Annotated in this window: 21 protein-coding genes, 3 tRNA genes and 1 pseudogene; 14 read left to right on the top strand and 11 right to left on the bottom strand. The window is 68.3% G+C overall.

Annotated elements, in window-relative coordinates; all coding sequences use genetic code 11:
* Positions 1-108: helix-turn-helix domain-containing protein (locus AC1DWT_RS01715; protein ID WP_141477024.1), on the bottom strand; the 108-nt coding region annotated here is incomplete at its 3' end.
* A gap of 73 nt (positions 109-181) precedes the next feature.
* Between AC1DWT_RS01715 and AC1DWT_RS01710 the strand changes: the two are divergent.
* The 3 genes and pseudogenes from AC1DWT_RS01710 to AC1DWT_RS01700 all read left to right on the top strand — a co-directional run.
* Positions 182-889 (top strand): annotated as a pseudogene (locus tag AC1DWT_RS01710) (MFS transporter); the annotation flags it as partial.
* Positions 886-1,626 (top strand): fumarylacetoacetate hydrolase family protein, encoded by a 741-nt coding sequence (locus tag AC1DWT_RS01705; protein ID WP_477919437.1) that lies wholly within the window; start codon positions 886-888, stop codon positions 1,624-1,626. The pseudogene AC1DWT_RS01710 and the gene AC1DWT_RS01705, both read left to right, overlap by 4 nt.
* Complete coding sequence (locus AC1DWT_RS01700; RefSeq protein ID WP_477919436.1) at positions 1,623-2,390, top strand: SDR family oxidoreductase; 768 nt, start codon at positions 1,623-1,625, stop codon at positions 2,388-2,390. Before AC1DWT_RS01705 ends, AC1DWT_RS01700 begins: the two co-directional genes overlap by 4 nt.
* A 4-nt stretch (positions 2,391-2,394) precedes the next feature.
* Here AC1DWT_RS01700 and AC1DWT_RS01695 read toward each other — a convergent pair whose 3' ends face one another.
* Positions 2,395-3,306 carry a LysR family transcriptional regulator gene (locus tag AC1DWT_RS01695; RefSeq protein ID WP_477919435.1) on the bottom strand — a complete coding sequence of 304 codons (912 nt, stop codon included), beginning with the start codon at positions 3,304-3,306 and terminating at the stop codon, positions 2,395-2,397.
* Positions 3,307-3,407: 101 nt separating this feature from the next.
* Between AC1DWT_RS01695 and AC1DWT_RS01690 the strand changes: the two genes are divergently transcribed.
* Together AC1DWT_RS01690 and AC1DWT_RS01685 are read left to right on the top strand one after the other, a co-directional pair.
* Positions 3,408-3,773 carry a YybH family protein gene (locus AC1DWT_RS01690; RefSeq protein WP_087561567.1) on the top strand — a complete coding sequence of 122 codons (366 nt, stop codon included), beginning with the start codon at positions 3,408-3,410 and terminating at the stop codon, positions 3,771-3,773.
* An 86-nt stretch (positions 3,774-3,859) separates the two neighbouring features.
* Positions 3,860-4,333 (top strand): hypothetical protein, encoded by a 474-nt coding sequence (locus AC1DWT_RS01685; RefSeq protein WP_179377628.1) that lies wholly within the window; start codon positions 3,860-3,862, stop codon positions 4,331-4,333.
* Positions 4,334-4,336: 3 nt separating this feature from the next.
* Here AC1DWT_RS01685 and AC1DWT_RS01680 read toward each other — a convergent pair whose 3' ends face one another.
* Positions 4,337-4,696, bottom strand: a complete 360-nt coding sequence (locus AC1DWT_RS01680) for an Rv2640c family ArsR-like transcriptional regulator (protein ID WP_072938387.1) — start codon at positions 4,694-4,696, stop codon at positions 4,337-4,339.
* A 93-nt stretch (positions 4,697-4,789) separates the two neighbouring features.
* Between AC1DWT_RS01680 and AC1DWT_RS01675 the strand changes: the two genes are divergently transcribed.
* Positions 4,790-5,263, top strand: coding sequence for an ArsI/CadI family heavy metal resistance metalloenzyme (locus AC1DWT_RS01675; RefSeq protein ID WP_206014405.1), 474 nt, complete (start codon positions 4,790-4,792; stop codon positions 5,261-5,263).
* Between the two features lie 54 nt (positions 5,264-5,317).
* Here the strand turns inward: AC1DWT_RS01675 and AC1DWT_RS01670 are convergent.
* From AC1DWT_RS01670 to AC1DWT_RS01660, 3 genes are all read right to left on the bottom strand, one after another.
* A tRNA-Arg gene (locus tag AC1DWT_RS01670) sits at positions 5,318-5,390 on the bottom strand.
* Positions 5,391-5,435: 45 nt separating this feature from the next.
* Positions 5,436-5,527: transfer RNA gene (locus AC1DWT_RS01665), tRNA-Ser, on the bottom strand.
* 99 nt (positions 5,528-5,626) lie between these two features.
* Positions 5,627-6,352: a dienelactone hydrolase family protein gene (locus AC1DWT_RS01660; RefSeq protein ID WP_387492665.1), complete on the bottom strand. Its 726-nt coding sequence runs from the start codon at positions 6,350-6,352 to the stop codon at positions 5,627-5,629.
* A 61-nt stretch (positions 6,353-6,413) separates the two neighbouring features.
* Here AC1DWT_RS01660 and hisC point away from each other — a divergent pair, with 61 nt between their 5' ends.
* Entirely contained in the window at positions 6,414-7,490 is a 1,077-nt protein-coding gene (gene hisC, locus AC1DWT_RS01655) for a histidinol-phosphate transaminase (RefSeq protein ID WP_206014403.1), read from the top strand.
* 89 nt (positions 7,491-7,579) lie between these two features.
* Positions 7,580-9,277, top strand: coding sequence for a bifunctional metallophosphatase/5'-nucleotidase (locus AC1DWT_RS01650; protein WP_477919434.1), 1,698 nt, complete (start codon positions 7,580-7,582; stop codon positions 9,275-9,277).
* Positions 9,278-9,286: 9 nt separating this feature from the next.
* Here AC1DWT_RS01650 and AC1DWT_RS01645 read toward each other — a convergent pair whose 3' ends face one another.
* Positions 9,287-10,288: an alpha/beta hydrolase gene (locus AC1DWT_RS01645; protein ID WP_206014401.1), complete on the bottom strand. Its 1,002-nt coding sequence runs from the start codon at positions 10,286-10,288 to the stop codon at positions 9,287-9,289.
* 155 nt (positions 10,289-10,443) lie between these two features.
* A complete protein-coding gene (locus tag AC1DWT_RS01640; protein ID WP_072938407.1) occupies positions 10,444-11,076 on the bottom strand; it encodes a maleylpyruvate isomerase family mycothiol-dependent enzyme in 633 nt (210 codons plus the stop codon).
* Between the two features lie 142 nt (positions 11,077-11,218).
* Between AC1DWT_RS01640 and AC1DWT_RS01635 the strand changes: the two genes are divergently transcribed.
* From AC1DWT_RS01635 to AC1DWT_RS01620, 4 genes are read left to right on the top strand one after another with little or no spacing between them, the layout of a single operon-like run.
* Positions 11,219-11,485, top strand: a complete 267-nt coding sequence (locus AC1DWT_RS01635) for an ArsR/SmtB family transcription factor (RefSeq protein ID WP_477919433.1) — start codon at positions 11,219-11,221, stop codon at positions 11,483-11,485.
* Positions 11,485-12,468 carry a TIGR03086 family metal-binding protein gene (locus AC1DWT_RS01630; protein WP_072938412.1) on the top strand — a complete coding sequence of 328 codons (984 nt, stop codon included), beginning with the start codon at positions 11,485-11,487 and terminating at the stop codon, positions 12,466-12,468. The genes AC1DWT_RS01635 and AC1DWT_RS01630 overlap by 1 nt, the downstream gene beginning before the upstream one ends.
* Before the next feature lie 26 nt (positions 12,469-12,494).
* Positions 12,495-13,286 carry a VOC family protein gene (locus AC1DWT_RS01625; RefSeq protein WP_095862864.1) on the top strand — a complete coding sequence of 264 codons (792 nt, stop codon included), beginning with the start codon at positions 12,495-12,497 and terminating at the stop codon, positions 13,284-13,286.
* A 2-nt stretch (positions 13,287-13,288) separates the two neighbouring features.
* Complete coding sequence (locus AC1DWT_RS01620) at positions 13,289-13,651, top strand: TfoX/Sxy family protein (protein WP_095862863.1); 363 nt, start codon at positions 13,289-13,291, stop codon at positions 13,649-13,651.
* Positions 13,652-13,703: 52 nt separating this feature from the next.
* On the opposite strand, the gene AC1DWT_RS01615 is transcribed toward AC1DWT_RS01620, so the two are convergent.
* Both AC1DWT_RS01615 and AC1DWT_RS01610 read right to left on the bottom strand, forming a co-directional pair.
* Positions 13,704-13,791: transfer RNA gene (locus AC1DWT_RS01615), tRNA-Ser, on the bottom strand.
* 42 nt (positions 13,792-13,833) lie between these two features.
* A complete protein-coding gene (locus AC1DWT_RS01610; protein ID WP_072938420.1) occupies positions 13,834-14,316 on the bottom strand; it encodes a MarR family winged helix-turn-helix transcriptional regulator in 483 nt (160 codons plus the stop codon).
* A gap of 122 nt (positions 14,317-14,438) precedes the next feature.
* Here AC1DWT_RS01610 and AC1DWT_RS01605 point away from each other — a divergent pair, with 122 nt between their 5' ends.
* Entirely contained in the window at positions 14,439-15,434 is a 996-nt protein-coding gene (locus AC1DWT_RS01605; protein WP_072938423.1) for an NAD(P)H-quinone oxidoreductase, read from the top strand.
* A 72-nt stretch (positions 15,435-15,506) separates the two neighbouring features.
* Here the strand turns inward: AC1DWT_RS01605 and AC1DWT_RS01600 are convergent, their stop codons facing one another.
* Positions 15,507-16,709: a cysteine desulfurase-like protein gene (locus AC1DWT_RS01600; RefSeq protein WP_012691164.1), complete on the bottom strand. Its 1,203-nt coding sequence runs from the start codon at positions 16,707-16,709 to the stop codon at positions 15,507-15,509.
* A gap of 132 nt (positions 16,710-16,841) precedes the next feature.
* On the opposite strand from AC1DWT_RS01600, the gene AC1DWT_RS01595 reads away from it, so the two are divergent.
* Positions 16,842-17,429, top strand: coding sequence for a bacterial proteasome activator family protein (locus AC1DWT_RS01595; RefSeq protein WP_206014400.1), 588 nt, complete (start codon positions 16,842-16,844; stop codon positions 17,427-17,429).
* Positions 17,430-17,458: the final 29 nt, after the last annotated feature.

Genomic DNA, 17,458 nt, shown 5'->3' with positions numbered 1-17,458 from the left:
GTTGTAGACATACCGGGTGCACCCGAACGTCCGAGCAAGCTGTTCCGCCTGCACCGCAGTCGGATAGAAACGGTACTTGAACGCCCGCTTCACCACCCTCCCCGCCATGACCCAGACACTAGCCACACGGTCCGACAAACCAGATCGGCTATCCCGGCCCTGAAGGACCGGGTTTGCGCCGAAAGACTCACGGATCAGCGAGAGCCCGTTCCGGGAACTGATCGGCAGTTCGATGCCCAGCGTGCTCCGCGGCATCGGCCTGCGGATGGCCGAGAACGGCGGCTCGTACATCTTCCAGACCCTCGGCATCAGCTACGTGACGACGGTGGTGGGGGTCAGCAAGTCGATCGGACCGCTCGCCATCGCCTGCGGCGCCGCCATCGGCATGCTCGTCATCCCGTTCTCGGGCGCGCTGTCGGACCGCTTCGGCCGGATGCGGGTGTACCGATTCGGTGCGGCGCTGCAACTCGTCCTCGCCGTCCCGTCGTGGTGGCTGCTCTCGCTCGGCAACCCCTACCTCGTGGTCGCGACCCTCGCCGTCAGCTATGGGATCGGCGTCAACGTGATGCTCGGCGCGCAGTGCGCCGCCCTGCCCGAGCTGTTCGGAAACCGTCACCGCTACATCGGCGTCGCGGTCGCCCGGGAGACGAGCGCGATCCTCGCCGGCGGCATCGCGCCCTTCGTCGGCGCGCTGCTGCTGTCGCTGATGAACAACTCGTGGGTCCCGCTCGCGATCTACGTGCTGGTCCTCAGCGTCATCACGTTCGCCACGACGTTCGTGACACCCGAAACCCGTGGCCGCGACCTCGGGCTCGCGTGGGATGCGATGGCCGATCCGGTGCACGGACCGGATGCCGTTGCCCCGTCCAAGGATCGGGTCGACGCATGAGGCTGGCCCGCATCGCGACCGATTCGGGACCGCGGCCGGTGTGCCTGCGGGACGGTCGCTGGCACGAGGTGGCCGACCCGTTCGCGGACACCGTGACGTTCACCGGACCCGCACACGACGTCGACGGGGCGCGCCTGCTCGCGCCTTCCGAACCGCGGGTCCTACTCGGGATGGCGCACAACGGCGCACCCGGAGATCGCGACCTCCCGTTGCAAGCGTTCATGAAGTCGGCGCGCACGGTGATCGGCCCCGAACATCCGATCGTCGTCGACGAACGGCTGGGGAAGGTCGTCGTGGAGGGCGAACTGGCCGTCGTCATCCGGCGCACGTGCCGCAACCTGCGCCCCGAGGACGTTCCGTCCGCGATCCTCGGCTACACGATCGGCAACGACGTCACCGCCGTGGAGCAGATCGCACTGGACGACAAGCTCACCCAGGCGAAACACGGCGACGGCTTCACCCCGCTGGGCCCGTGGATCGAAACGGACCTCGACCCCGGCGACGTGCCGATCGCGGTGCGCGTCAACGGGGTCACCGTGGCGGAGGCGTCCACGGAGCAGCTCGCCTGGAACGTGTCCGAGCAACTGGTCCATCTCACCCGGTATCTGACGCTGGGACCGGGAGACGTCGTGCTCACGGGTTGCCCGTTCACGTCCGGCCCGGTCGAACCGGGCGACCGCGCCGAGATCACGCTCGACGGAATCGGCACACTGAGCAATCCGGTGCGTGCGATGTGAACCTCTTCGATCTGTCCGGGCGCATCGCCCTGGTCACCGGTTCGAGCCGGGGAATCGGCTACGCCCTCGCGCGGGGCCTGGCCGGGGCGGGCGCCACGATCGTCCTCAACGGGGTGTCGGCCGAGCGCCTCGCGCAGGCACGCGCACATCTCGGCGAGGAATTCGGCGACACCTGTGTCCACGCGTACGCGTTCGACGTCACCGATCCCGAGCGGGTAACCGACGCCGTCGACCGGATCGAATCGGAGGTCGGGCCGATCGAGATCCTGGTGAACAACGCTGCGCTGCAACACCGCCAGCCCCTCCTCGACGTCACGCTCGAGGACTGGAACAGGGTGCTCACGACCGACCTCACCAGCGCCTTCCTCGTCGGGCGTGCGGTCGCCCGGTTCCAGATCGGCCGTGGGAGCGGGAAGATCGTCAACGTCTGCTCGGTGCAGAGCGACCTGGCCCGGCCCACCATCGCGCCGTACACCGCCGCGAAGGGCGGGCTGCGGAATCTGACCCGCGCGATGACGGCCGAATGGGCGGCGTCGGGGCTGCAGATCAACGGCCTCGCGCCCGGCTACATCCCCACCGAGATGACGCAGGCCCTCGTCGACGACACCGAGTTCGACACCTGGCTCCGCGGCCGGGCGCCGGCAGGCCGGTGGGGCACCCCGGACGACCTCGTGGGTCCGACGGTGTGGCTGGCGTCGGATGCCTCCCGGTACGTCAACGGTCAGGTGATCTTCGTCGACGGCGGGATGACGTCGGTGGTGTGAGGAGTCACCGGCCGACGGCGGCGGCGGGTGCGGTCTGCACGTCCCCGAAGGAGCGGCGGGTGTGCCGGACGAGTTCGCGGAGCGCGGGACCTCCGAGGCTCTTCCAGACCAGCGCGAGCACGGCCGGGATGTCGACGCCGTCGAGGGCGACCGCCGTCAGCCGGCCCCGGTAGTCCGTGGCCATCGACTCACTGAGGATCGCGACCCCCAGCCCGCGGATCGCGAGATCGGCGACGGCGTCGGGTGCGCTCGCCTGCAGGGCGATGTCGGGGCGGAGGCCGGCGGCCGCACACGCCTCGTCGAACACCGTCCGGATGCCCGTTCCGGTCGGCATACATACGATCGCATGGTCGCCGAGTTCGGCCAGCGTGACTCGCGACTGCCCCGCCAGCGGGTGATCCGGCGACACGGCGGCGACCAGCCCTTCGCTGATGATCGGGAAGGCGTCCAACCCCTCCGGCGGGGCGGTCGAGCTGGCGACGAGAGCGAGATCGATCGCACCGGCGCGGACGCGTTCGACGAGGCGGTCGGAGCTGTCCTCCGTCAGCGTGATCTCGATCCCGGGATGCGCGACGTGGAACGCGGACAACGCGTCGAACAGCGGTGTGATCGTGCACGCGGTGACCATCCCGACGACGAGCCTGCCCCGGATCAGCTGGTTCACGTCGTCGACGGCCTGCCGCATCGCGTCGGCCGAGGCGAGTGCGGCGCGGGCGTGCAGCAGCGCCGCCTCCCCCGCCGCCGTGAGCGTCGCCGTCCGGCTGGACCGGTCGATCAGCGTGGCGCCGAGGTCGTGCTCGAGCTGCCGGATCTGCGCGCTGATCCCCGACTGGCTGATGTGGACGCGTTCCGCGGCGCGGGTGAAGTTCGCTTCCTCGGCGACCGCGACGAAGTACTCCAGCTGCCTCAGTTCCATAACCAATGATTCTAGTATTCAGCAGAACTATCTGTTGGACTTCCGGTTGCGGCGGCACCACCCTGGAAAGGGACAGCAGTTCACCCACGAAAGGATTCCCGGTGACCGACTACGAGAAGGCCCAGAACCCCGAAGACCTCACCCGGCTGTTCGTCGAGCGCAGCAACGCCGGAGACGCGGCCGGAGTCGCCGCCCTGTACGAGGAGAACGCCGTCATGGCGTACCCGCCCGGCAGCCGGACGGTCGGCCGGGCCGCCATCCGGAAGCTGTGGGAGTCGGTGCTCGCAAACGCGCCGCACTTCGAACCGGAGACGCCGCTCCCCACCCTGATCAGTGATGACATCGCGCTCACGTCCACCCCACCGAAGGACGGATCCGGCGCGCGGGCTCAGGTCGTCCGCAGGCAGCCGGACGGAACCTGGCTCAGGCTCCTCGACCAGCCGGAGTTCGTCCCGCCCACCAGCTGAGACCGGGTCTGCGCCGGCCTCTACACGGCATGAACTTCGTTGTCCACCATTGCATCTGCATTCGGATCGGTGGGATCATAGAGGTCATGCGCAGACCGCGTTGGCCGGCAGTAGCACCACCCACCACCGGAGGACACCGGGTGCACGGTCCGCTGCTCCTCACGGCCGAAGACGACCTCACGCTCGAGCTGTTCGAGGTCGTGGCGTTCGCGGACGGACTCCATCTCCGGATGGCCCTGACCGCCACGGGCAGGCCCGCGGAGCTGGCGCAGTACGAGACCCGCTCACTGTCCGACCCCGGCGATCCCTCGACGCGGTGGTCCTATCTGTCGGTGCGGGCGCGCGTCGACGACGTCGAGGGTGAAGCCGACCCCTACCATCCGGCGGCGGCGTCGAAACCGTGCGGGAGCGGGCCGCCCGAGTACCGGACCGAGCCGCACTACTGGCTCGACGCGATCCCGGCGTCGGGATTCATCTCGGTCACCGCCGGCTGGCCGAGGATCGGCCTCGGTTCGACGACCACCACCATCGGCATCGAATCGAGCACGCGAACGTCGTGACCGTCAGGTGCAGCAGTTGGGGTCGAGGACGACCCGCAGTGCGTCGAGAGCATCCGGTCGAGCGCTGTAGAAGACGTTCATGCCGCGACGGACAGGCTGGACCATTCCCGCCTTCTTCAGCTGGCCGAGGTGGTGGCTGACGGTCGATTCGGACAGCCCCACGCCGGTCGCGAGATCGCACGTGCACACCTCACCCTCGCTCGCGGTCAGCAGGATCGACATCAGCTTGATGCGGACCGGGTCGGCCAGTGCCTTGAGGCGCAGCGCGAGGTGCAGGGCGGCCTCGTCGGTCATCGGGGCGGCCGAGACGGGCGCGCAGCAGATCGGCGCGGAGACATCTACGACCGGCAACGTCTTGGGCATGAATCCATCCTCCCAGGTTCTTGACATATGTCAAAAAGGTGGGATTCTGGGAGTGCAAGAAATTCGACATATGTCACACAGGTGGAGGTTGTCATGTCCCGCGCCCAGCTCGCCCTCAATGTCGACAATCTGGAGGAAGCAGTCACGTTCTACTCGAAACTGTTCGATACACCACCGGCGAAACTGAAGCCGGGGTACGCGAACTTCGCCATCGCGCAGCCACCCCTCAAGCTGGTGCTGCTGGAGAATCCCGGCATGGGCGGCACCGTCAACCACCTCGGCATCGAGGTCGAATCGAGCACCGAAGTGCACGAGGAGATCACCCGGCTGACCGGGGAAGGCCTCTTCACCGACGAGGAGCTCGGCACCACCTGTTGCTTCGCCACCCAGGACAAGGTGTGGGTCACCGGCCCCGCCGGCGAGAAGTGGGAGGTCTACACCGTGCTCGCCGACTCCGACACGTTCGGGTCGAGCCCTCGGCACAGCGATTCCGACACCGAGGAGGCCACCTGCTGCGGCACCGCCTCGGACGGCGAGAAGGCCTCCGCGGGCACGTCCTGCTGCTAGCCGACAAAGAGAAACCCCGCCACCTGCATCACAGCAGTCGACGGGGCTTCTTTGTGCGCCCGAAGGGATTCGAACCCCTAACCTCTTGATCCGTAGTCAAGTGCTCTATCCGTTGAGCTACGGGCGCATGTTCTTCAGTTGTCTAACTCTCACCGGCCGACTAGGCCCGGTGTGGCGGAGGCGAGAGGATTTGAACCTCCGGTCCCTCGTAAAAGGGACAACTCATTAGCAGTGAGTCCCATTCGGCCGCTCTGGCACGCCTCCCTGGGGTGGTTCCGATCCCTTCGGACCGCCGGTGCGAAAGATTACACACCTTTCCACCACAAAGGCAAAACGGCTGGTCAGCGCGCAGGAATGGCCGCTCTAACGCAGGTTGACGTCGAACCAGTCGAAGATCCGACGCTGCGCGTCGACGATGGCCTGGGCTCCCGGGTCGTCGTCCTTGCCGTCGGGCACCTGTGGCGGTTCGTCGGCCCGGTGCGCGAGCCCGGCGTAACTCACGACGAGTCCCGCGACGTCGGACTTGGCGGTGGCGTCGCGCAGCATCTCGACCTGATCCGGCGGCGTGGACGGATCGTCCTCCCCGTACAGACCGAGCCACGGCGCCTTCAGCCCGGGCGCCGCGTGCACCAGCGCGGGCGCGTCCTCCGACAGCGGTTCGACGATCCCACGGGCGGCGACACTCACGGCGGCGCCGACGGGACGCGTCGTGGCGACGAGCAGGGCGGCGGTCCCGGCGTCGTCGAAACCCAGCACCCCCACGCAGTCGGCGTAGATGCCCCGCGCGATCAGCCAGTCGAAGGTGGCATCGAAGTCGGCGAACAGCGATTCGCCGAACACCTCGACGTCGCTGGGCGCCGGTTCCCGGTGGAAGAGGTGCGGCGCTACCGTCACCCACCCTTCCATCGCGAGCGAGCGCATCAGATCGAGGAGAGGTTCGCTGAACGTGCGCGACTCGTGCAGGACCACGATCCCGCCCCGCGCCGGACCGTCCGGCTCCACCGCGGTGAGCGGAACACGCATCTGAGGGCTTTCCGGCGCGTCTCCGGACGTCCGCAGGGCTGCACTGTCCCTGAAGAATCCCGACATGTCCCTACCTTGGCACGAAGGGGGCGTCGGCGCAGTCGATCGGGAGGCGCATAATCGCCTGGTGACTCCGCGAACCAGGGCAGACCTCGACACCATCCCGGCCTACATCCCCGGCAAGAGCTTTCCGGGCGCGATCAAGCTGGCGAGCAACGAGACCACGCTGGGCCCGCTGCCGAGCGTGCTGGACGCCATCGCGGACGCCGCCGCCAACGCGAACCGGTACCCGGACAACGGTCACGTCACCCTGATCGCGGCCCTCGCCGACCACCTCGGGGTGGCCACGGAGAACATCGCCGCGGGGTGCGGTTCGGTGAGCCTGTGCCAGGAATTGGTGCAGGCCACGTGCAACGACGGCGACGAGGTCATCTTCGCCTGGCGCTCCTTCGAGGCCTATCCCGTGGTCACCCAGGTCGGCGGGGCGACGCCCGTCAAGGTTCCCCTCACCGCCGACCACGGGCACGACCTCGACGCGATGCTGGCCGCGATCACCGACCGCACCCGGCTGATCTTCGTCTGCAACCCGAACAACCCCACCGGCAACGCGCTGACGAAGGCCGAACTCGAGCGGTTCCTCGACGCCGTTCCCTCCGACGTCCTCGTGGCCCTCGACGAGGCCTACTTCGAGTACAACCGGTCCGACGCCGACGGCGTCGCCCTGTTCCGCGGACGCCCCAACGTGGTAGTGCTGCGCACGTTCTCCAAGGCGTACGGCCTGGCCGGCATCCGCGTGGGGTACGCGGTCGCCGATCCGGCGGTCGTCACCGCGCTGAGCAAGGTGCACATCGCGTTCGCGGTCAATGCCGTCGCGCAGGCCGCCGCCATCGCGTCGCTGGCCGCGTCCGGAGAACTGCTGGCACGCACGGACGGCGTCGTCGCCGAGCGGAACCGGGTTCGCGACGCCCTCCTCGCCGCCGGGTACGAGGTACCCGAATCCGCCGCCAACTTCGTCTACCTCCCGCTGGGCACCCGTTCCGGAGCGTTCGGTGCGGCCAGCGCCGAGGCCGGTGTTCTGCTGCGCCCGTACGGCGACGACGGGGTGCGGATCACGATCGGCGATCCCGCCGAGAACGATGCGTTCCTCGCGTTCGCGACGAGCACCGAGGCGCGCTCGATCGCGAACGTCGCGGTCCGGGCGTAACGCTCGAGACGTAACCGTTACCCACGGGTACAACGCCCGTCACTCCTTGTTGGCAGACTCAGTGAGGTTTTGCCGAAGGGAGACCGCACATGCGTCGCCGCGCCGTGATCCGCACCGCCGTGCTGGCGGCCGGACTGGCGACGACGCTGGCGATCTCGGTGACGTCGGGGCCGACGGCGCAGGCCCAGGATTCGGCGGTCTCCGTCCGGATCCTCGCCTTCAACGACCTCCACGGCAGCCTCCAACCGCCGCCCGGCGTCCGCAGCCAGGTCAAGCACGCCGACGGTTCGCTGGTCCCGGCCGGCGGCGCCGCCTACCTGGCCGCCTACGTCGCCCAGCTGCGCGGGCAGGCCACCCGTTCGCTGCTGTATTCGGTGGGCGACAACTGGGGGTCGTCGGCGCTCGAATCCGCGATGTTTCACGACGAACCGACCGTGCAGCTGCTCGACAGAATGGGCGTCGACGCGTCCGCGATCGGCAATCACGAGCTCGACGAGGGGTACACGGAGTTCCGGCGGATGCAGACCGGCGGCTGCCATCCCGTCGACGGCTGCCGGTTCGGAAACACGTTCGCGGGCGCGGACTTCCCACTCCTCGCCGCGAACATGGAGTTCGACGACGGCGCACCTGCGACACTGCCGTTCACCGTCGACTACGTGGAAGGCATCCCGGTCGGGGTCATCGCGACCATGCCCGCCGACACCGCCACGATGGTGACACCGGAGGGCGTGGGCGGACTGCGCTTCACGGACGAGCTCACCGCCGTCGACCGGACCGCGGATCTCCTCGACTTCTTCGGCGTGCGGGCCATCGTGCTGCTGATGCACAGGGGAGCCGAACCCGTCGCCGACAACGGCCCCAATTCGTGCGAGGTGACGTCGGGACCGGCACGCGACCTCGCACTGCGGGCGTCCCCGAAGGTCGACGTCATCTTCACGGCCGACAGCCACCAGCAGTACAACTGCTCGTTTCCCGACCCGATGGGGAACCCGCGCGTGATGATGCAGGGCGCGTCCCACGGCCGCATCATCTCCGTGGTCGACGTGTCGATCGACCGCACCACCCGCGACGTCCTGCGCGACCGCGCGTCCGCGTTCAATCAGGTGGTCACCCACGACATCCCGCCCGACCCCGACATCCAGGCGCTCGCCGACAGCGCTGCCGCCCAGGCCTCCCGGGTCGGTGCGGCGCGGGTGGCGTCGCTGTCCGGCGACCTCACCCGCGACGAGACCCGCAGCGGTGAATCGACCCTCGGGAACGCCGTCGCCGACGCCCAGCTGTCCGCCGGGTCCGGGCACGGCGCCCAGGTGGCGCTCACCAACCCCGGCGGGCTCCGCGAAGACCTGCTGCGGGGCGCCGACGGCGCCGTCACCTACGGGCAGACGTACGCCGCTCAACCGTTCGGCAACACCCTCGAGGTCCTGACCGTCACCGGCGCGGTGCTGAAGGCCGCTTTGGAGCAGCAGTTCCAGCCCCGCGGCGACGGCACGGTCACGGAACGGATCCTGGCGCCGTCTCACTCGCYGACGTACACCCTGAATCGCTCGGCGATCGTCGGCGAACGCATCTCGGACCTCCGGGTGAACGGCGAGGCAGTCGACCCCGCCGTCTCCTACCAGGTGGCGGTCAACAAGTTCCTCGCCGACGGCGGCGACGGCTTCGACGCCTTCCGCACCCGCACCGAGGCGGTGCACGCGGGCTGCGACCTCGACGCCTTCACGACGTATCTGGGAACGAATTCACCGGTCACGCCGCCGAACACCGACCGGATCACCGTAGTCGGCTAGGAACGCCGGTCAGACGCCGAGCGCGCTCTTCAGTACCGGCCACGACGTGCGCAGTTCGTCCTGCCAGTACGGCCACGAATGCGTGCCGAAGTTGCGGTAGGTGAACGTCGCCGGGATCGCGAGCTGGGTCAGGCGCTGCTGGAACGTCTGCGTGCAGAGATTCGCCGCCGCCTCGAGGGGACCGCCCACCGCGATGGTCGACGCGATGTCTCCGGTGATCTCGTACGGTCCGGGAAGACCGTTGCCGGTGGAGATGTAGATCTGCTTGCCGCGCAGCGCTTCGGCGTTCACCGACGGATCGTGAGCCGTCCACGCCGGGTCGGTGTCGGGACCCCACATGTTGGCCGGGTTCCCACCCTTGAACGCCACCGTGCCGCGGACCGAGTCACGCGAACTGGGGTTCGAGTTGTCGAGGCATCCGCTGTAGGCCGCCAGTCCACGGTAGAGCTGCGGGTGCCTGGTGACGAGGTTGGCGGCGCCCATCGCGCCCATCGACACACCCGCGACGGCGTTGACGCCGTTGCCGCTGAAGTTCTTGTCGATGATGGGCGGGAGTTCGTTGGCCAGGAACGTCTCCCACTTGTTGATTCCCAGCGTGGGGTCGGGCTGCAGCCAGTCGGTGTAATAGCTGGCGGTGCCACCCACCGGGAGCACCACGTTGACCTTCTTGTCGGCGAAGAACTGGACGACGTCCGTCTTCTGCGTCCACGTGCTTTCCCGGAAGTCCGACTCGGCGCCGGCGCTGACGCCGTCGAGCAGATACAGCGACGGCCGCGAGCCGCCACCGGCCGGGTGCAGGACCTGGACCTGCACGACGCGGCCCATGGCGGGGGAATTGATGAAGACGGCGCTGCGGGTATCGGTGAGCGGGACGATCTTGTCGACGCTCGCGACGCCGTTGCCCTGAGGCGCGACCGGAGCGGGCGCCGGATCGGCCACAGCAGTGAACGCCGGCCCCAGAAGGGTCAGTGACACTGCCAGACCGACAGCAGCCATTGCTTCGCGACGCATAAAGTAAACCCTCTTCCCCGGACTGTGTGGACCCCGATTGCACAGTACAAAATGCGTCCGGTCAACAAGAGCTTAGAGGGTTTGCGACAGCTGCGTGCTCCACCGTGATCACGTTGTAGTCACCACGGTTCACACGGCTGCGGATTGCGCGACCGCTACTTGGGCAAGGCCGACTTCAACTGGTCCAGACCGTCTCCGCTGAGTTCGTCGAGCGCGGCGCGCCGACCCGTCATCGCCAGCACCAGCGCCAGCATCGGGCCGGAGACCTCAGGTCCCGATCCGGTGGTCCAGTCGGTGTCGGTGGCCCGCAGCGTCAGCCCGGCGACCCGCGACTTCGACCCGATCAGCAGGTTCGAATTCTTGTAGAAGTCGGCGACGCGGACGACGGCGTCCATCGGGTACTCGTGCGCGATGCCGAGCGGCCGGCGGATGTCCTCGCCGTGGACGATCATCTCGCCCAGCATGGCGTCGATCGGGCCCGGTGGGTGGGTGGAGTCGGCCATGTGCGCCCGGAACTCGTCGAGCGCCTCCGCCGGTGTTCCTTCCTCTTCGTGCGCGATGTCCTTCTCGAACATGGTGTTGATCCGAAATCCCGACCCGACGAGCTTTCCGACGAACTTCGGCGGCGTCATCTTCTCCGTCGCCGTCATGTGCGCGAACACGTCCCGCACTGTCCACCGCTCGCAGAGCGACGGCGTCGACCACTGAGTGTCGGTCAGCGGTTCGAGGTCGTCCACCAGGGCGCGGCGTTCTTCGTGAATCGTGGGCCAGGGGCTTGACGTTGTCATTTTTCACTCCCTCGTCGCCAAGAATTCTCCCACCTCAGGACGTCGGCGGCGAGACCCATTGCACAACGTGTTAGTCACGACTAACGTATTGATCGTGCTCGATCAGTTGGAAGTCGCAGCTGAGCCCACCCGGAGACGCCTCATGCAACTGCTGACCGCAGGTGAACAGACCGTCAACAACCTCGCCGCACACTTCCCCGCGAGCCGGTCTGCGATCTCGCAACATCTCCGGGTGCTCACCGAGGCCGGACTGGTCACCGCGCGCAAGGACGGACGCTTCAGGTACTACCGGCTCGATCCTCAGGGACTCGCAYAGCTCCGCATGTTGTTCGACTCCTTCTGGATCGACGAACTCGACCGCCTCGTCGCGGACGCCACCGACGAAGCAGGACCCAAAGGAGACAGCTGATGCCATTCGACAAAACCGTCGTCGTCCCGCTGGACCCCGACGCCACGTTCGATCTCGTCACCAGACCGGACCGCTTGCGGCGGTGGCAGACCGTCGCGGCCCGCGTCGACCTGCAGGCCGGCGGCGAGTACCGGTGGACCGTCGTTCCCGGGCACTCGGCGGCGGGCACCTTCCGGGAGGTCGTGCCCGGCAAGCGGGTGGTGTTCGGGTGGGGCTGGGAGGGCGACGAGGAACTCCCACCGGGATCGTCCACCGTGACGGTCACTCTCACCCCGACCGCCGGCGGCACCGAGGTGCGCCTCGTGCACGACGGGCTCGATGCCGAACAGGCCGCCCGCCACGCGGAGGGCTGGAACCATTACCTCGACCGGCTCGTCGCCGCCGCGCAGACGAGCGACGCCGGGCCCGACGACTGGGCGGCCGCACCGGACCCGCTCGACGAACTGTCCAGCGCCGAGGCGACATTGGCTGTCGTGCAACACGTCCTGCGCGGCGTCACGGCGGACGACATGTCCAAGCAGACGCCGTGCACCGAGTTCACCGTCTCGCAACTCACCGATCACCTGGCCGGTTCGATCACCGCCCTCGGCGGCGCGGCGGGCGCGACATTCGACGACGACCCCGGCAAACCCGTCGAGGCCAGAATCGCCGACCTCGCCCAGCCCGCACTGGAGGCATGGCGCAATCGCGGCCTCGACGGCACCGTGACGCTCGGGCCGAACAACGCTCCCGCAACCGTCGCGGCGGGGATCCTGTCGATCGAATTCCTGGTCCATGCCTGGGATTTCGCGGCAGCGACCGATGGCGACGTTGCCGTTTCCGAGCCACTCGCCGAATACGTGCTGGCGTTGGCACACAAGATCATCTCGCCCGAAGGCAGGAAGGCCGTCGGGTTCGACGACCCCGTACCCGCCCCGCACACCAGCGACGCGGTGACCCGGCTCATCGCCTACACCGGCCGCCACCCCGTCCCGGCGGCCTGACACCCCTCACACGGAAAGGTCCAGTCATGCCCATCAAGTCGGAATACGCCCAGGGAACACCGAGCTGGGTAGACCTGCAAACCAGCGATCAGGACGCGGCCAAGAAGTTCTATGCGGAACTGCTCGGCTGGAAGTACGACGACCGGCCGATGCCCGAGGGCCCCGTCTACTCGATGGCCACGGTGCGCGGCGAGAACGTCGCCGCCATCGCGCCGCTGCCGCCCGAGGCAGCGAAGGCCGGGGCGCCGGCGAACTGGAACACGTACATCGCCGTCGACGACGTCGACGCGACGGTCGCGAAGGTCCCCGGCGCCGGCGGCCAGGTGCTGATGCCTGCATTCGACATCTCGGACGCCGGCCGCATGTCCTTCGTCACCGACCCCACCGGGGCGGCCGTCGGATTGTGGCAGGCGAAGAGGCACATCGGCGCCTCGCTCGTCGGCGACCCGGGCGCGTGCCTGTGGAACGAACTGAACACCGGCGACGTCGACAAGGCGCTCGCGTTCTACAACAGCGTCTTCGGGATCACCTCGTCGACGATGTCCATGGGGCCGGAGTACACGTACCACCTGCTGGAGGTGGGCGAGGATCAGGTCGGTGGCTGCGGTCAGCCGATGACGCCGGGCACGCCGAACCACTGGCGGGTGTACTTCGCCGTCGAGAACGTCGACGCGAGCGCAGCCAAGGTCGTCGAACTCGGCGGCACGATCGTCGAAGAAGCGATGGACATCCCTACCGTCGGCCGCATGGCCGGTGTCACCGACCCGCAGGGCGCGACGTTCAGCATCATGACGCCCGAGGAACGTCAGGATCAGTAACGGTGAAGATGCCCACACCCTCCGAGGAGGACAAGCAGTTCTTCCGCTCGCTGATCCCCGACACCCCCGGCGTCGAGGTGAAGCCGATGTTCGGCAATCTGGGCGCGTTCGTGAACGGCAACATGTTCGCCGGGCTGCTCGGGCCGAGCGTCGGGGTGCGGCTCCTCACCGAGCAGGCGAAGGCCGAACTGGCCTCCGCCGACGGCGTCGGCGGTTTCGGCCCGGGTGAGAAGCCGATGCGCGAGTACCTGGCCCTGCCCGACCGGTGGCGGGACACCCCGGACCTCGCCACCCCGTGGATCGAACGCGCGCTCGCCGAGATCGCCGAACTTCCGCCGAAGCAGCCGAAGCCGCGGAAGAAGTAGAAACGACTGCAGCCCGGACCTGGAGCGAAACCAGGTCGGGGCTGCCGGTCGTTGGCGGAAGCGGAGGGATTTGAACCCCCGGTCGCTTTCACGACGCTCGCTTTCAAGGCGAGTGCATTCGGCCGCTCTGCCACGCTTCCGTGGGCGATCTTATCGGTATGGAGGCGGCATCGGGCAACCGGTCAGCGGTCGCCGATGGCCTTGTCGACGCGTTCGAACACCTCGGCGAGAACCTTGAGCTGAGACTTGGTGAGCAGATCGACGAGGTTGCTGCGCACCCCGGCCACATGGGTGGGGGCCGCGTCGGCGAGCCGGGCGCGACCTTCGTCGGTGATGACGGCGAGCACCCCACGGCCGTCCTCGAGGCAGGTGTCGCGGGTGACCATGCCCTGCGATTCCATCCGCCGGATCTGGTGGGTGAGGCGGCTGCGGGAGGAGAGGACGCCGTCCGCGAGATCGCTCATGCGCAGCGAGCCGTCCGGCGACTCGGACAACAACACCAGAATCCGGTAGTCCGCGAGGGAGAGGTCGTGCTTCTCCTGCAGATCCCGGTTGAGGACGTCCATCAGCCGCTGGTTGCCGTCCATGTAGCCGCGCCATGCGCGCATCTCGGCCGGCGTCAACCAGTTGGTCGCGGCTTCGGCGTCGGAGGTTTCTGCTGTCACAGGTTCACATTCTAGTAGTGCGACATTACTTTCCAGTAGCGTGCGGTGTCCGAAGAGGCCGAGCGGTCGCTCGGACCGGTCGCGGGCACCGGACGGCGCCGCGTTTCGCTAGCGTCGTTCCCATGTATGCGATCACGATCGATCAGCCGGGCGGCCCCGAAGTCATGACGTGGGCCGAGCAGCCGGACCCGGAACTTCCCCCCGGTCACGTTCTCCTCGACGTCGCCGCGACGGCCGTCAACCGCGCCGACCTGCTGCAGCGTCAGGGGTTCTATCCCCCGCCGCCCGGGGCCAGCGACATCCTCGGGCTCGAATGCTCCGGCACCATCGCCGAACTCGGCGAGGGAGTGTCCGGGTGGTCCGTCGGCGACCAGGTGTGTGCGCTGCTGGCCGGCGGCGGGTACGCGGAGAAGGTGGCCGTCCCCGCGTCACAACTTCTCCCGCTGCCCGAGGGCGTCGATCTGCTCGTCGCGGCGTCGCTGCCGGAGGTCGCGTGCACGGTGTGGGCGAACGTCGTGATGGGCGCCGGACTGTCCCGCGGCGACGTGCTGCTGGTCCATGGCGGTGGCGGCGGCATCGGCACCCACGCCATCCAGGTCGGCGTCGCGCTGGGGGCCCGGGTGGCCGTCACCGCCGGATCCGAGGAGAAGCTGGCGCGCTGCCGCGAACTCGGCGCCGACATCCTCGTCAACTACCGGGAAGCCGATTTCGTCGACGAGATCCGCAAGGCGACGGACGGACACGGCGCCGATGTGATCCTCGACAACATGGGCGGCGCGTACCTGGGCCGCAACGTCGACGTGCTCGCCGCCGACGGCCGGCTCGTCGTCATCGGCATGCAGGGCGGCCGGAAGGGCGAACTGGACCTGGGCAAGGTGCTGGCCAAACGCGCCCACGTCACGGCGGCGGGACTGCGGGGGCGGCCCGAGTCGGGTCGCGAGGGCAAGGCCGACATCGTCGCCGACGTCCGCAAGCGGTTGTGGCCGCTGATCGCGGAGGGCGCGGTGCATCCCATCGTCTCGGCGGAACTGCCGATCACCGAGGCGCCGCGCGGACACGAATTGCTCGACTCCGCCGACACCGTCGGCAAGGTGATCCTGACGATCCCGCGGAACTGACGCTTCGTCCGGTGTGACATTCGTCGTTCCCCTCCGGTGCAACGAATGTCACACCGGGCCGGCCGGCTGTGTTCAGCCGAGGGTGGCGAGCTCGTTCACGAGCTGGTCGATCTCGTAGCGGGTGGTGTACGGCGCGAGACCGATGGTGACGGCGCCGCCCTCGTCGTTGACGCCGAGGGCGTCGAGCAGCCGGGAGCCGCCGTGGACACCGCTGACGGTGGCGATGCGCTTGTCGGCGAGGTGCGACGCCACCTTGTCGGCCGAGACTCCGGCGACGGTGAAGCTGAGCGTCGGAACCCGGCTCGGCGACCGCCCGATGACCATGACCTGCGGTAGCCGCTTCAACGAGGACATGAGGTGGTCGAACAGGGTGTCCTGGTAGTTCTGCAGCGAGCTGATGGACGCCTCGAGCTTCTCGCGCCGGGAACCGGTGGCCGACTCGTCGAGGTTCGCGAGGAAGTCGATCGACGTGGTGAGGCCGGCGAGGAGCGCGAACTGGTGCACCCCGACCTCGAGACGTTCGACACCCCGCGCATACGGGTTGAGCGACACGGCCGGGATGCGGTCGAGGAGCGACGGGTCGCGGAACACAAGTGCCCCGACCTGCGGTCCGCCCCAGGAGGTGGCGCCGACGGCGACGACGTCCGCACCGAGTTCGTTGATGTCGACGTGCGCGTAGGGGGCGGCGCCGATCGCGTCGACGACCATCAGTCCGCCGACTTCGTGGACGCGGTCCGAGGCGACGCGGACGTCGGGCGCCGAGCCGACGATCGGGGAGGCCGCGGTGAGTGCGACCAGGCGCGTCGTGGTGGTGATGAGGTCCTGGAACTGCCAGCTGGGGAGTTCGCAGGTCTCGATCTCGACCTCCGCCCACCGCACCTGGGCGCCGTAGCGGCTGGCGACGCGCAGCCAGGGGGCCACGTTCGCTTCCTCGTCGAGGCGGGAGAGCACGAGCCCGGTTCCGAGACCGAGTCGCGTGCTCAGCGACTCCGCCAGCCAGGCCAGGAGAACGGATCGGTCGGGTCCGAGGACGACCCCGGCGGGATCGCCTCCGACCAGGTCGGCGACGGCTGCTCGGGCCGCATCGAGAACCGCCGCACTGCGCCGGCTGGACACATGTCGTCCGGTCGACGAGGAGGCAGAAGCCCGGAAGGCCGTGGAGACAGTGCGCGACACCGCGTCCGGAATCTGCATGCCGGCCTGCGGATCGAGATGGATCCAACCGTCGCCGAGTGAGGGGATGAGTCCCCGAACGCGGGCAACGTCGTAAGCCATGCCCGACACTCTAAGACCCCAAGTCAATACGGTCGAAGCCAGCCATCGGTTGTTGTCGAATGCAACAAAGAGGGAAAGGGCCAAATCGGACGCACTTTCGCACTGCCGCGCAGGAACAGCCAAGATGGAGGCATGACGAACTCGGAGAATGAACACGTAGTCGTGATCGGTCCCGACGGTCAGCCCATGGCGATTCCCGTCGCGGAGGCCGCGAGCAAGCCCGAGGGCTCCGACGCCGCCGCAGCCGCCGAGAACGGGAACGGCGCCGAGTCGGTGGCCGACATGGTGGAGCAGCCGGCCAAGGTCATGCGCATCGGAACGATGATCAAGCAGCTCCTCGAGGAGGTGCGTGCGGCACCGCTCGACGACGCCAGCCGCAACCGGCTGAAGGAGATCCACAAGTCGTCTATCCGCGAGCTCGAGCAGGGCCTGGCCCCCGAGCTGCGCGAGGAACTCGAACGCCTCACGCTGCCCTTCACCGACGACACCGTCCCCACCGACGCCGAACTCCGCATCGCGCAGGCGCAGCTGGTGGGGTGGCTCGAAGGACTGTTCCACGGCATCCAGACGGCCCTGTTCGCCCAGCAGATGGCGGCCCGCTCCCAGCTCGAGCAGATGCGTCAGGGAGCCCTGCCTCCGGGCATCAGCATGGGCAACCCGCACGGGCCGCACAACAACGATCCGGGATCGCAGTCGAGCGGTACCGGCCAGTACCTGTAGCAACGGGCAAAACAGCATGGAACTCGACT

Source organism: Rhodococcus sp. P4_B6 (assembly GCF_056402215.1).
This window is presented reverse-complemented; position numbering and strand designations above follow the sequence as displayed.

What these genes read in the sequence shown, in the direction of transcription:
- AC1DWT_RS01705 (WP_477919437.1), top strand. Translation starts at nt 886, where the DNA reads ATGAGGCTGGCCCGCATCGCGACCGATTCGGGACCGCGGCCGGTGTGC.
- AC1DWT_RS01695 (WP_477919435.1), bottom strand. Translation starts at nt 3,306, where the DNA reads ATGGAACTGAGGCAGCTGGAGTACTTCGTCGCGGTCGCCGAGGAAGCG.
- AC1DWT_RS01685 (WP_179377628.1), top strand. Translation starts at nt 3,860, where the DNA reads ATGCGCAGACCGCGTTGGCCGGCAGTAGCACCACCCACCACCGGAGGA.
- AC1DWT_RS01680 (WP_072938387.1), bottom strand. Translation starts at nt 4,696, where the DNA reads ATGCCCAAGACGTTGCCGGTCGTAGATGTCTCCGCGCCGATCTGCTGC.
- AC1DWT_RS01675 (WP_206014405.1), top strand. Translation starts at nt 4,790, where the DNA reads ATGTCCCGCGCCCAGCTCGCCCTCAATGTCGACAATCTGGAGGAAGCA.
- AC1DWT_RS01660 (WP_387492665.1), bottom strand. Translation starts at nt 6,352, where the DNA reads ATGTCGGGATTCTTCAGGGACAGTGCAGCCCTGCGGACGTCCGGAGAC.
- AC1DWT_RS01645 (WP_206014401.1), bottom strand. Translation starts at nt 10,288, where the DNA reads ATGCGTCGCGAAGCAATGGCTGCTGTCGGTCTGGCAGTGTCACTGACC.
- AC1DWT_RS01640 (WP_072938407.1), bottom strand. Translation starts at nt 11,076, where the DNA reads ATGACAACGTCAAGCCCCTGGCCCACGATTCACGAAGAACGCCGCGCC.
- AC1DWT_RS01630 (WP_072938412.1), top strand. Translation starts at nt 11,485, where the DNA reads ATGCCATTCGACAAAACCGTCGTCGTCCCGCTGGACCCCGACGCCACG.
- AC1DWT_RS01625 (WP_095862864.1), top strand. Translation starts at nt 12,495, where the DNA reads ATGCCCATCAAGTCGGAATACGCCCAGGGAACACCGAGCTGGGTAGAC.
- AC1DWT_RS01605 (WP_072938423.1), top strand. Translation starts at nt 14,439, where the DNA reads ATGTATGCGATCACGATCGATCAGCCGGGCGGCCCCGAAGTCATGACG.
- AC1DWT_RS01600 (WP_012691164.1), bottom strand. Translation starts at nt 16,709, where the DNA reads ATGGCTTACGACGTTGCCCGCGTTCGGGGACTCATCCCCTCACTCGGC.
- AC1DWT_RS01595 (WP_206014400.1), top strand. Translation starts at nt 16,842, where the DNA reads ATGACGAACTCGGAGAATGAACACGTAGTCGTGATCGGTCCCGACGGT.